Genomic DNA, 13,355 nt, shown 5'->3' with positions numbered 1-13,355 from the left:
GCGAAAAAGAACCGGAATCAAACCAACTGCCTTCCGGGAAAACACCCGGGGAGCTCAATTCAATTACCGATTCTGATAAAAATATAGGAGAATTCTCTAATTCTGTCAACGGGAACCCCTGCTGGGGATACTATAGGGACATTAAAAAACAAGCCGGGTAAAATCCCGGCTTGTTTTTTATTAAGGAACTTCAGCTCAAAATTTCAAGTGTACTGCAAAGGCTGCTTACTTCTTCTGTGCCATTTCCAGGTTTGAGGCAGTCCCGTACCCCACCACCGGGTTGAGGGTACCATTCCCATACACCCTGGTTGGGGCGTCAACGGGAATAGTGCCGGCATAGCCAGAACCTGTAAGAAGGGTTCCGCCTGTATTGGAAGGTATTTCGACAAGGTAGCCATTAACGGTGTAAACACCAACGCTCACCTTGTATTCCGAGGGGGTATTCTTGGTAGGCACTACGCTGATCTCCCATGCCCCGGTGACCCTGTCAGTTGAGTCAGATCCTGCCACAGCAGTACCGCCATTGGGTACAGTTGCATAATCCCGGTAGGCCACTTTTGCCCGAAGGGCGGCAGCGCCGGTTGCATAATAAGAGATGTACGGTACCTGCCTGCCGGAGGCATCCATGCCAACAGTGATAGTGGAGAGGGTTCCCACTGAGAGGTACGAATCAACTGTTACAATGGAAAAATCACTATGGTAAGAGGGGGCATACGCGTATTTTAGATCAGCCCCGTTGGAACTGTAGTACGCCAAATGCACTCCTCCATTACTGTCCACTGCCATGCTTACCCCTTCGCCGGCATTGTCTTCGATTGTCTTTGCATTGCTCTGCCACTGGGCCGCTGAATTCCCTGATGGATTTATATTATAGGAATACACCAATTGGTCATGCTGCTCGTCAAACCAGGCAAGAAGCGCCACATCGGCATTTCCGTTTTTTACAACCTCAATGGCTACATGCTTTCCGGGACCATATTCGGTGGCCTGGGGATAGTCAGTGGTCCAGCCGGTAGCGCCGGAAATATTGTTATAGGTAATCGACTTGCCGGGGTTGTATTGGCCGCTGGCCGCAACGGTTTGGTAACTGGACGGCTTTGCATCGGCATAGTCAATCCGTGCATAGCCGCTGGCGCTGTTGCCGCTCAAATCGACCAGTCCGCCGGAGCTCACCGAGACGCCATAGTCCCCGCTGGGAACAGTTGCAATACTGCCGCCCGATGTAGAGCTCAAACTGAAGGAATTCGCACCATTGCTAAGAACATAGTAGGGGATTGTTTTGTCAGGATTTCCGTCATGACGTTTGTGTATATAAACCTCTGTGCCGGCTGCAAGATTATGCGGTTCATTAGTGGTAAATAGATTATTGCTGCTTACTGTGGCTAAAATATCGCTTCCCATAGTATCGGATCTATTTTTCCCGACGCTTCCGGAGCGGAAACGGACCTGTTTGGTAGTCCGGTCATAGTATGCCATATATACATTCACCCGGTTATCGGTGTCATTAATAGCGCTCTTGGGGTCACGCATGGAAGTTACAATTGCCGGGGACTGAATCCGGTTAACATCGACAATCCAGGATGTTTTGGCAGGGCTTGATGGCAATGCGGTGTTTTCCAGTCGCATTGCATTTATCAGGGCGCCTTCATAATTATCATGATCCCCCATATCGCCGGGCAATGCATTCGGCCTGCGGTTCATAAAGGAGAAATTCGCCCCCTGCTTTTCGCCTGCTTCGTCAATATTTATCGCAGCCCCGTAGGTAAAACCCTTGGGATCAAAGGCAAAGGTGTTATAGGTAAACCCTCCCCATGCCCGCTGATAGGGTGTCTGGCTCCAAAAGCCGTTATTGTTTCCTGCATTGGTAGCTGCCGAACTGTCGGCTTTATACAAATACCCGGGCATATTGAACCACTGGTAGTCATTGGCAAAGGAGAATCCTATCTGCCCCTGGGGCCCCACCTTCATGGTCGGATAACGGGATTCACTGCGTGATTTGAATACTTCCGTAAATTGCCAAACATCGATAACAGCATCATCGGTGAGGGTGTCGTTGTTAATCCCGTTGGGCTGCTGATTATAAACAGCTTCGTTATTGTTGGTGTTGTTCTTCGATTTTATGGAATTCGCAGTCACTACCAGGCCGCCGGTTGAACCGGTCTTAATGTTGGCTGACAATGTCCGGCTTGGCCTGCCTGTATCAGAGGTATTTCCTGTAATGTCCAGAATTTTGCCATCCAGGGTAATGTCATTTTTTGCAGTGTCGAATGCATTAAAAACATGGACCTTGATGATGTCTTTCTCTGCCACCGGGTAGTGCCCCTGGGCAGTGCGGTTAAACACCGATGGCGCCCGCTTATAGAAGGGGGACAGGGCAGTTTCGACCTCGGCAATGTAGGGAACCAGATCCACCTTGATGGAGTTATAATCAGCATTGCCAATTTCCTGTTTTGCCTCGGCGCTTTTATTGCTATTGGCATCGAGCACTATCGCCTTTACAGCAATTTGTTCGCCCACGATAACCCCGGCCGGACGTTGGGTAGAGTCCCAGATAAAGGCCCATTCCACACGGTGGCCGTCAAGGTCCAATTCATCGTAAACCTTCACATCACCGTCTTTAATATTCGCGGAACCAGCCCCGGTTACAGGAACAAGGCGCCCTGTGGTGGAATCGGCTTTAAGGATATCAAAAGCGGTATTTTCGTCATTTCCGAACTGGAGCTTTATCCCCGTTATGCGCTGATTATCTTCGGTATAACCCCGGAGGATCACCTTGCCGCTCACCTGGTCCCTGGGGAATTGTGACGGGACACCATTTGTTACCCAGATGCTCTGATTTGGATTGACGCCCCGGGGTTCTATGTGCCCCTGAATCAGGGGGCTGGCTGTGGTCCCTTCCCGGTATATGCTGCCCCGGGACTCGTTCTCTCCCAATCGTTTGATGGAGGAATTAGTCGGCTCCACCGGGCTCCAGTCATTCACTGTGCCGCCGGCGCCTTTGATGGATGCTTCGGCATTCGGGTTAAGGTCATAGAGCCTGGCTTTTGGCAGGGTCTCATCAATATTGTTGATGTTAAGGCTGATTATCTTGCAGTCGGAAAGCTGGTCTTTTTCATCTCCGCCAGGAATCATGGTGTCGTAGGCTTTTACAAAGAACCTGATCCCGTTGGCATCGGGGATGCCCCCGGATGCTGCAAAGTTCTGGCCTGCGGCGTTGCCCCTAAAGACAAGGTCTATAGTGTTTGTCCCGGCAGGTACAGCGCCGGATTTAAACTGCTGGGCAGCTTCAGAGAGGCGGATTTCCCTCACCGTACCGGAACCGGCGGCGGCGCTCCCGTTTACAGAAGCAATAAAGATATCCCCGGCCTTCCCGTCGGCAGAGTCGCTGAGCCCCAGATCTTTCCAGATCGTGCCGGCGCCCGCTGTTTCGATTTTATAGGCTTTGCCCTTTTCCAAATCCTGTACTGCCTTGGGTGCGGATTCGCCCAAAATAGAGCTCACCTTGTAATGGATGGCGCCATTGCCGCCGCTTGATTCAATCCTGAAACGCAGGGCATTGTTCCGGCTGGTAAAGCCGGTGTTTTCATAGTTTGCGCTGATTTTTTTATTTCCGTCAAAGACTTCATTGTTATAGGGATGGCCGATCAGATCCGTTCCCAAAGTGATGCTTGCAATGCTGGGGATATTGTTTTTGATAACCAGCTTTTTTTCAAAATAGCTGGCATTCCCTGCGGTATCAAAAATCACATAGTGGAGTGTTACGGGGCCGTCTTTAAACCTGGCGCCGGTATCGAATTTTGCCGACCATTCTTTATCGGGGTTCCCGGTAAAGGACTGGTTGTAATTGTTCCCGCCGACTCCCGGAATATCCCCGTTGTCATTTATTACAATTCCTGCGTTATTGGAAATAGCGGAATTCTTTGGGAAGAAGGACAGGGTTATTTCACTGCCCGGGGTTTCTGATTCTGCGGATCTGCCGGGCTTTGCCTTTTGGTTGTATATCCATTGGGCAGGGTGCAATGCGGATTCAGGGTGATCCTGCCAAAGAGATATGGGGTTCCCGTCCCTGGAGAAATAAACCACCACCCGGTCCACTCCCTGGACGGAAATTCCGGTCCCTGTATCCCGGGCTTTCCCGGAGATGGAGTACGTTCCGGCTGCATCTGTTTTGCCTGTATAAGATCCAAGAGGATAGTAATTGTCTATCTGAAGGGTAATAGTGGCCTGGGTCAGATTAGGCATAGGGCTGTTGGTGTCCTGAATCTGGACGCCCAGGTTATAGGAGCCTGATTTATTTTCGAAAATACCGTTGAACCAAGCGGAATTGGAATTGATTGGAACAGTCAGGGTATACACTACCATTCCATTGGCATCCTTTTCCGGGCCCGATATATAGGTAGAATTGTTTATCACTTCATCATAGGTATTAGTTTCATCGCCCTTTATCTTTATGCTGCTTATGCCGCTTTCGTCGCGGATCTTCGCTTGGATTTTAAAGGCCCCCGAAACTTTTACCCCCATGTCGTAGTCCAGGTCAGGCATGTTTGCCCGCAGTATCTTGATATCCTTAATGGTGGGTACAGTCCCGTCGAATTTAAGGGTGATGCGGGTAATGGGGCCTGTAGACTTGGGAAGGTTCTGATTGTTAAGGGTTGCATCCCTGGCACGTACTTCAATATCCACCAGGCGCTGTTTTCCCTCCGGGGGAGTCAGGTAATCGGCCTCGCCGGGAGCGGCTTTATTGATGGAATGGAACCAGCTTACCACGGAACTCTTTGTCCCTGTGGTTACGGGAATCCAGTTCTGTTCGCCATTGCCGGTAGCTGTGCCAGTCCCGGTGGCCCACAGCCAGCCGGAGCGGGAAATACTGTTCGTATCAACGTTGTCAAAACTGGTTTGGGTTTTGGCATCCGGCATTTTTCGTATCCTGATTTCAACCCCGTATATCCAGTCGTTGTCGTTGGCAGTGCCGCTGAGCCGGACTTCGCCGCCGACGATATCATTGGTGTGGTGGCTAGTTATTTCCACAAAGGGAGCATCCGCATCAGGATCGACTATTACCCTGAATTCTTTTATCCCTATATTTCCCGCAGTATCTACGGCTTTGAATTTAATGGGTAGTTCATAAAGATAGGACGGTTTGGAAGGATCGTCCCCATAGGCATCAAATACTTTTACATAGTCGCCTACAGCATCGCCGATTGAAGGCGGCGCGACAGGTTTTACCTTGCGGGTAATATCGCCAATATTGTCAAAAGTCCAGGTCCAGTTGGAAATGGTCCCTTTCCAGGCATTGTTAATGGGGATATTGCCTGACGCAGGGATTTTGCCCTTTGCAAGGCCTGTGTCGTGCCAACCTGTTTCATCAGGGGCTACTGAGGGGGAATTCGGGTCAACAATGCCCGATTCCTTCCAGCCCAGCGCGTAGTAGAGCGCCATTACCTGGGTTTCCGCATCTTCCGCAGAACCACGTAAACTGGTGGTACTGGTTACCCGTGCATCATAGGCGGCAGGTTCATTTATTTCAACTTTGGGTGCATTCTTGTCAATCTGAAATGCTTTGCCGGCAGCAGCTGTTTTTCCAGCATTGTCCTGGGCTTCCAAAAATAATTCCTGGCTTAAATCCGCAAAATCAAGGCCGTTATCAGTACGGGGAATAACAAGTGTATATTCATTCCCGCCCTGGCTTATGGCTGAATAGATATTGCCGGCGCTGGTTGAAGAAAAATCGCTATTGCCAAGTTTGCCTCGCACAGAAACAATGGGGTTAGCAGCAGTAACTGTTATATGGGCAACAAAATCTTCAGTCCCTTTGTAGTATGCAGGGAAAGGTTTCTCCGGAGTATTGAGTATGGTAATTCTCGGATTGGTGATTGCGATTATTCGTATCTGCATATATTGATTAAGAGATGGATCTGAAGGGTCAAGGGCAGATCCATTCGGGCCGGCTTTATTGTCAAGGCGATTCGGATAGGTGTTTACCACCCCGTTCTTATCCATGGTTCTGATTTTAAACCGGTATTCCCCGGGCTCAAGATAATCGGAATCGTTGCTGCCGGGGGAAGGTACCCATGCCCCGTTTGACTGCACTAATTTTTTTAAAGGCCAGGTAAACTGGGTAGCAAGAAGACCATCGGCATCCTTGGGCATTTTCATTTTCCGCCACTCGCCGAATTTACCGTCATTCTCCACGGGAGTATTATCTTTGGGCCAGAGCATGATCTGGGGGTATCCCCGCGCGATGCCATAGGCATCGGTCGCCATACCCATAAGATCGTTTATGTAGGGAATCCAGTTTGCCTCGTCCGCAAGAGCGATGTTTAAATTTGCATCATCAAATTCCGCATCCTGTATGGCAGGGACAGTCATTCTGATCTGGGGGGGCAGATTCTTTACGATATAAGGAATCTCCGGCGCCTCTGTGGTTTTCCCCTGTTTGTCGAATATCGTGTATATCACCTTGATCTCGCCGTCGTCGTAATCCTGTGACGCAAAATCGTAGGAAAAATTACCGGTGGCCTGATTATAATTTGCCACATAGGTATCTGTTGAGAGTTCGCCTGCGCCTCTTTTATAACCGATGATGCTCACTTCAACTTTTGAAACACCAATGTCATCTTTGGCATGCCCGGTTAAAACAGTCCGGGCGGATATATACGCGCCTGATGCGGGTTTTATGCCATTTTCGCCTGTGCCAAGGATCGGTGGAGCCAGATCGGCTTTTGAACCAAGCCCGACTATCTGTTCACAAGACAGCATAAGGCCTGCCAGGATAACGCATAAAACAGCTTTCTTCATAAAAACCCTAAGAAACATAATTACTACCTCGTTCGAATTAAATTAAAAGGAATTAAAAGCGCTTATTAATTCTTTCAACAATAAAATACCAAAAAATAAAATAAAATCCAAATGAAAAGTGCAAAAATTTTAATTTTTTTTCTATTTTTTTCGCAGCGCGGGGCTGCTGATTAAGGCTATTTAAACGTAAAAGTGTTAATCTTGGTAGTTTTAAGTGTATTACACTTAAAAATGTATCAGGAGATGATGTTGCCGGTTATGGGTTCATGGAGGGGCAAATTGCTGTTGTGCAGCATAGATGCCCCCTTATGGTTTAAATATACTAAATTACAGAAGAAAAGTAAACTATTTTAGTTAACTATTTTGAAAAAATTTTAATGTGACAAATTTGATAATTATGTCATAATCAAGCCAGAAACCTGAAATTTCCTCTCCCTTCCCATTGTTGTCTAATTTCAGCTAATATAGGGTAAATGAAAATTATATCCTTCAATGTAAACGGTATCAGGGCTGTGGAGAAGAAAGGCTTTGTTCAATGGATGGAAAACGAATCCGCTGATATGGTTTGCCTCCAGGAAACCAAGGCCAGGCCGGAGCAGCTTTCCCCTGAACTTCGGGGAATAAAGGATAAAGAGGGGAAGCCTTATTTTGCCTACTGGGCAAGCGCCGCAAAAGCGGGCTATTCAGGGGTGGCTATTTATGCAAAAACCGAGCCTCTGTCGGTGAATTTCCTCAAAAAAGCGGAATTTGACGACGAAGGCCGGGTCTTGCAGGCTGAATTCAAAGATTTTACCCTCATTTCGGCCTATTTTCCCAATTCCCAGGACAGAGGCAAGCGGCTGGACTATAAATTGAGGTTCTGCGACGCCATTATGAAGCTTTGCAAAAAATTCGTTACCCAGGGCAGGCATTTTGTGCTCTGCGGGGACTATAATATAGCCCATACCCCTATAGATCTTGCCCATCCAAAGGCAAACGAGGAAAATGCGGGCTATCTCCCCGAAGAAAGGGCCTGGATGGATGCCTATACCAAGGCGGGCTTTGTGGACACCTTTCGCCATTTCTACCCCGGCAAAAAAGATCAATATACCTGGTGGTCTTACCGCATGAACGCCCGGGAACGGAATGTAGGGTGGAGAATCGACTACCACTGTGTTGACCCCGCGTTCCTGCCCCAGGTAAAAGCTTCCATAATACGGCCTGAGGTGCAAGGTTCGGATCATTGTCCCATTGAACTGGAGCTTGACCTATGAGGATAAAGTACAACGCCCCCACAGTCCTTACCTTCACCTTTGTCAGCGCGGGTGTGCTTATTCTCTCTTTGACTATTCTGCCTTCCCTGACCGAAACATGGTTTGTGGTTCCCGGAAGGGGCCATTTTTCGCCCCGCCGGGTCAGCAACTGGGTAACTCTTTTTACCCATGTGCTGGGCCACGCCAACTGGAACCACTTCATCTCTAACTTTGGGTATATACTTCTCATTGGCCCAATACTCGAGGAATTCTACGGTTCGTTTTCCATCTTCCTGATGATGGCCGTTACCGCCCTGATAACAGGGCTGCTCAATATCCTGCTTTTCAAGTCGAACCTCCTGGGCGCCAGCGGGGTGGTCTTTATGATGATACTTCTGGCTTCCTTCACCAACTTCAACAAAGGCGAAATCCCCCTTACCTTCATATTGATACTGGTGCTTTACCTGGGGCGGGAGCTTATCAATTCTTTTGCGAACAACAATGTCTCTGAATTCGCCCACATTGTGGGGGGCTTCTGCGGAAGCCTCTTCGGTTTCTTCAGGCCGCCGAGGAGATGAAACATTCTAAATTTTTTAGTAGGATAGGTATATGAAAAAGGAATTTCTAAAATACGATACGGTGCGCAATAACGCACTCAAAATGGCCCATAGGATATACCAGGAAGGTTTTATTCCCGATGTGATCTATGTGTCTTTGAGGGGCGGGGCCTATCTTGGCAATGTGATTAGCGAGTATTTCAAGATAGTCCACAGGCGCGCAAGGCCGGTGTATTACGCAGCCATGGTGGCCCGGTCCTATACGGGTATCAGGGAGTCCGACGAGGTCAAGGTTGAAGGCTGGACTTATTCGCCCGATGCGCTCCGTGTCGGGGACAGGGTGTTGCTGGTAGATGATATTTTTGATTCCGGCAAGACCATTAACCATCTTGCGAGGATGATTCTGGAGAAGGGCATACCCCGCAAAGATCTGAAAGTGGCGGTCCACGATTATAAATATTTTTACAACAAAGCTGAACAGCTTCCCATACAGCCTGATTACTTTTGCCGCAAGCATGAGCTTTCCGTAAAGGACGAAGATGTCTGGATTCACTATATGAGCCATGAGCTTGTGGGGCTTACCAGTGAAGAGCTTGAAGCGCATTACTACTCCCAGGATCCTGAATTGCGTGAAGTCCTTCAGGTTATTGCTAAAGATGCCAAAGATATACAGAAAGAATAGGCGGAGGCATGAATAAGCGGGTTTCCTTTGCGCTAGTGCTTTTACTGTTGATTGTGAGTTTTCCCGCTTTTGCGCAGGGGCAGGTTTTAGACGGCGGTATTTTGACCAATGCTTCCGGGGGCATCTTTGCCATTGATCAGCAGCTTTGGTTTTCCCTTGCTGTCCCCGGACGCTTGAGGCTTCTTCTTAATGGGGAAGAGGTATACTCAGGCACTGAGCCTGTTTCGGGTGAGCTTACCGCGCTTCCGGGTGAGGAGCGGAGCTATACCCTCAGCGCCGAACTTTTCAGCCTGCCTCCGGATAATACCCTCCTTGAGTCCCGGTCATGGCAGGTTTTCATCGATAAAAAGGCCCCCCCTCATCCCAGGCTGGGCTTTAAAAGCGATGCCAATGGTTTTTCCCTCAGCCAAACCAGGGGAAACAGCATAGCCCAGGGCTATATTGATACGGGAAGCGAATTGGTATATGTCCCGGATTTGGAAATCGGCGGGGCTGTCCCCGCGTCATCATTCCCGGCGGTGGTTTGGGCAGTGGACTCGGCAGGGAATTATTCCGAACCCAGGGGTGAGTATTATGAATTCCCCGGGGTGCGCATAGAAAACCCTGTTCCGGGCAGCTGGACCAATCCCCAAATGCTTATACTTTCAGGAACCGGGGAGCACGAGACAAAGTGGACCATAGACGGGAGCGATCCCAATGCCGCCAACAGCGCCGCTGTTTATAGCGGCCCTGTGCGCATTAACAGGGTAGGCCGTATTCAGCTCAGGGTGGGCTGGCTTGATTCGGAAGGAAGCCCCCAGGAAGACACTGTTGCTTTTACTGTTACCGGTGATGGGTATATACCGGGCAAATCGAATCTTTTTGATGATTTCCACGATCTGGAAGATGAGGGTATTTCTGCGTCCAGGGATATACCTATACCGGAATCGAGCCTTTGGGCCATGGGAGGAAAGCCTGATCATGCCGGCGGGGGAAAGGTAGCCATGCAGCTTGAGCCCGGCATACGCAGGATTGCTGCTATCCATCTTGCTGCCGGCACAAATGATATTGAATCCGGAAAAGCTGAAAGCGGGATTTACCGTTTCGCCTATCTTCTTGATGGTATAGGTGCTCCCGGCGGAAGATCATGGAATGCTTCGGAAAAAGGCGAATTCATGCTTTCAGAGCAGGCCAATGACGATAATTCCCCGCCCCTTAAGATGGTTTATTCAGGGCGGAGCAGGGTTCTTGTCTCACCGGAAGATTCAGTGCGTTACAGATGGGACGGGGACAGGCCATGGCAAGAGGGCAAAGGCGTAATCTGTGTTCCTGAATCCGGCGGCCTTCTCTATTGGTATGTAGGAGCCCAGAGCCAGGAGCCTTTCAGGCTTACAGTGCCGCCGCTGCCTAATCCTGAAAGCCCAGCCCTTACCGGCTTCGTCGGGTTTAGAAGGCTTAGCCCTGCGGATGATTCTTCGTGGCACATTGCTTCCGATAATTTGATCTATTCCCCTCAGGCTTTACGGAATAGAATCTTCGGGGCTTGCGATGGCGAAGATCTTGAATGGGCTTTTTTGGCCTCTGACGGGCAAATCCTTGATAAAAAACGCAGTGACAGGCTTGCCCCCCTGCCTCCCGTGCTTGTTGCCCCTATTGAAAATTCCTGGATACGCGGTCCTGTGACAGCAAGGCTTGAGGGGTATGAAGACAATGTCATGCCGGTAATCAGCGTTTCATTGCGTTATGCTTCGGGAAGGGAAGCGGCTCTTAAGGGAAATAATAAGCTTGATATCAATTCGCCTTCAGACGAATTGGCATCGGTGACTATAATTGCCTATGTCGAAGATGCGGCAGGCAATCACAGCAGCTCTGTGATGCGGCGTTTTACACTTGATCCTAAAACCATTTATGCGGCGGCCCCTGAATTTGCTTCCGGCGGTGCAGGGCAAAAAGGCGACAGGGATAATCCTTTCCAAAGCCTGGAAGATGCCCTTGCGTATGCAAAGACCAACGGCCTTGCCACAATATGCATAGGCGGAACCCTTAAGCTCGAAAATCCTGTGGTCGTTTCAAAACAAATAAGGCTGAATGGCTTATGGGATAAAGATCCTTCTACCCTTGTTCTGGGTGAAAAAGCTGTCTTTTCAGTGGAAGGCAATGGGGAATTAAGCTTAAGCTCCCTCAAAATCGAAAAGCGGAATTGGCTTCTTCCCCTTATCAAAGCAGGAAAAAACGCGCTGGTGGAAATTGCCAATGCTGAAATTACCCAGGCTGGTTTATTGCTTGCCATTGACGAAGGTGGAATTGCACGCGTTTCCGGAAGCAGGATTTCCCTCCTTCCGGGGGATAGTCAGCGCAATTCGGGAATTGTTTCAAAAAGCGCGGATATTTCAATATCCAACAGCTCTTTTGATATGAATGGCCTCAACAGCCTCCTTTTTGATGCTCATGGCGGGAACATTAAAGCAGAAGAAAGCGAATTCCTTGTGTCTGCGGAAAGCACCGCTTCTGTATTCAGCCTTGTTGATATGGTTTGCAGTTTATCCAATAATGCCATCTCGGCCCGTGCCAATGACTATGCATCCGCATTGGAAGTTCATAATTCAGGGATACTTTTAAATTCGGGAAGCATAGAGGTCTCTGCCAGGGACTGCACAGCAATACTGCTTGATAGATCCAACGCGATGTTTCTAAATGCCGCATTTACTGTTAAATCGTCATTCCTGTCCAGGGCAATGGAAATACGCGGCGCCTTTCCCAAGGTGGCAGATTGTGCCTTCAGGTATGAAGGCAGTACCCGCCGTGCGGAGGTTTTTGCGGGCCCGGATGCCGAAGCCCCTGAAGCTGAAACCATCGGGGGCAATAGTTTTACTCATTTTTCCAACATTTTCGGAAATGCCTGGCCAGTCTCCAGGCTCCAGGGTTTTAACCATGCCTTTGCCCCGGCAGGCAGGCAGAATACGGTCCTGTCCCCGTCCCCAGAATGATCTGCGGCATCGACGAGGCCGGCAGAGGCCCTCTTGCAGGCCCGGTCTGTGCGGCAGCAGTAATACTGCCAAAAGATTTTCCTTTTGAGATCCTTAATGATTCAAAGAAACTAAAAGAAAAGCAGCGGGAAGCGGCCCGCAGCCTTATAATAGAAAAAGCCTTTGCCTGGGGTATAGGGTGGGCTTCATTTTTCGAAATTGACAAAATCAATATACTTAAAGCAAGCCTCCTGGCTATGAAGCGGGCATACGAAGAGATGGCAGAGGCGCTAAAACAGGGGAATGGTTCCGCGATCGAATCCCTCACGTCGATCATAGACGGCCTCTATGCCCCTGATATCCCGATTCCCTGCACTCCCATGGTCAAAGCCGATGCCCAAATACCCGAAGTAATGGCAGCATCCATACTTGCCAAAACCGCCCGGGACAGGCTGATGGGGTATTATGCTTTATTTTACCCCGAGTACGGATATGAAAAGCACAAGGGATATCCCACAAAGTCCCATAGAGAGGCAGTGCTTACATACGGACCCTCTCCGATACAGAGGCTGACGTTCAAGGTAAAGCCCTGAATCCCCCTTGCTGTTTGAACTATTTGACTGCATAAAATCGGCAAGAAATCGGAAAAACCGCTTGACATAAGGCAATGTCTGCTTTATTATTAAAATGAACATTGTTCAAATATGAATATAGCTCATAATAGAACGTTGTTCATATATTGACATGGTTATGAAGGGAGGCCTATAATGACCAAAACACGGATTGGGTTAATAGCGTTACTGATAACGGCGGTTTTGCTTTCTTCCTGCGTTTCCACAGCCTTGTATAAACCTGTAAGCCAGGCGGAAGCAGAAAGCATGACAATACTCGGCTCGGTGCAATGCAATTTTTATTCAATGACCTATCTCGGGGCAGGGCGGATCTCAAGGGCCAATAAACAGCAGGCCTACATTGAACTTATGAAGGAGGCCAATAAAATGTATGAGGGGAATTTTGATATACGGAATATAACCATAGCCCATGTGGGCATTAATGTGGAGCATGGTAATGAATTTACTGCCAACGGCGCTGTTGTCCTGGCAAAGAACAGCGGCGGTTCAAACTAAAAAGCAGGAGCAGA

Annotated in this window: 7 protein-coding genes; 6 read left to right on the top strand and 1 reads right to left on the bottom strand. The window is 49.0% G+C overall.

Annotation, left to right across the window (positions count from 1 at the left end; genetic code table 11):
- Positions 1–225: 225 nt before the first annotated feature.
- Positions 226–6,798, bottom strand: coding sequence for an Ig-like domain-containing protein (locus TREAZ_RS09780; protein ID WP_148257784.1), 6,573 nt, complete (start codon positions 6,796–6,798; stop codon positions 226–228).
- Positions 6,799–7,271: 473 nt separating this feature from the next.
- Here TREAZ_RS09780 and TREAZ_RS09775 point away from each other — a divergent pair, with 473 nt between their 5' ends.
- The 6 genes from TREAZ_RS09775 (at position 7,272) to TREAZ_RS09750 (ending at position 13,341) form a co-directional block, all read left to right on the top strand.
- Entirely contained in the window at positions 7,272–8,051 is a 780-nt protein-coding gene (locus tag TREAZ_RS09775) for an exodeoxyribonuclease III (RefSeq protein ID WP_015711684.1), read from the top strand.
- The gene (locus tag TREAZ_RS09770; RefSeq protein ID WP_015711683.1) at positions 8,048–8,608 is read left to right on the top strand and encodes a rhomboid family intramembrane serine protease; all 561 of its coding nucleotides are present in this window, start codon (positions 8,048–8,050) and stop codon (positions 8,606–8,608) included. The genes TREAZ_RS09775 and TREAZ_RS09770 overlap by 4 nt, the downstream gene beginning before the upstream one ends.
- Before the next feature lie 31 nt (positions 8,609–8,639).
- On the top strand, positions 8,640–9,269 hold the full coding sequence (locus TREAZ_RS09765) for a phosphoribosyltransferase (RefSeq protein WP_015711682.1): 630 nt from the start codon (positions 8,640–8,642) through the stop codon (positions 9,267–9,269).
- Between the two features lie 8 nt (positions 9,270–9,277).
- The gene (locus tag TREAZ_RS09760; protein WP_015711681.1) at positions 9,278–12,235 is read left to right on the top strand and encodes a chitobiase/beta-hexosaminidase C-terminal domain-containing protein; all 2,958 of its coding nucleotides are present in this window, start codon (positions 9,278–9,280) and stop codon (positions 12,233–12,235) included.
- Complete coding sequence (locus TREAZ_RS09755) at positions 12,232–12,807, top strand: ribonuclease HII (RefSeq protein ID WP_015711680.1); 576 nt, start codon at positions 12,232–12,234, stop codon at positions 12,805–12,807. The genes TREAZ_RS09760 and TREAZ_RS09755 overlap by 4 nt, the downstream gene beginning before the upstream one ends.
- A 174-nt stretch (positions 12,808–12,981) precedes the next feature.
- Entirely contained in the window at positions 12,982–13,341 is a 360-nt protein-coding gene (locus TREAZ_RS09750) for a hypothetical protein (RefSeq protein ID WP_043923031.1), read from the top strand.
- Positions 13,342–13,355: the final 14 nt, after the last annotated feature.

This window comes from Leadbettera azotonutricia ZAS-9 (genome assembly GCF_000214355.1).
GTDB classification, from domain to species: Bacteria; Spirochaetota; Spirochaetia; order Treponematales; family Breznakiellaceae; genus Leadbettera; species Leadbettera azotonutricia.
The sequence above is the reverse complement of the archived record's forward strand: the minus strand, read 5'-3'. Positions and strand labels throughout refer to the sequence as shown.

What these genes read in the sequence shown, in the direction of transcription:
- TREAZ_RS09755 (WP_015711680.1), top strand. Translation starts at nt 12,232, where the DNA reads ATGATCTGCGGCATCGACGAGGCCGGCAGAGGCCCTCTTGCAGGCCCG.
- TREAZ_RS09770 (WP_015711683.1), top strand. Translation starts at nt 8,048, where the DNA reads ATGAGGATAAAGTACAACGCCCCCACAGTCCTTACCTTCACCTTTGTC.
- TREAZ_RS09760 (WP_015711681.1), top strand. Translation starts at nt 9,278, where the DNA reads ATGAATAAGCGGGTTTCCTTTGCGCTAGTGCTTTTACTGTTGATTGTG.
- TREAZ_RS09765 (WP_015711682.1), top strand. Translation starts at nt 8,640, where the DNA reads ATGAAAAAGGAATTTCTAAAATACGATACGGTGCGCAATAACGCACTC.
- TREAZ_RS09780 (WP_148257784.1), bottom strand. Translation starts at nt 6,798, where the DNA reads ATGAAGAAAGCTGTTTTATGCGTTATCCTGGCAGGCCTTATGCTGTCT.
- TREAZ_RS09775 (WP_015711684.1), top strand. Translation starts at nt 7,272, where the DNA reads ATGAAAATTATATCCTTCAATGTAAACGGTATCAGGGCTGTGGAGAAG.
- TREAZ_RS09750 (WP_043923031.1), top strand. Translation starts at nt 12,982, where the DNA reads ATGACCAAAACACGGATTGGGTTAATAGCGTTACTGATAACGGCGGTT.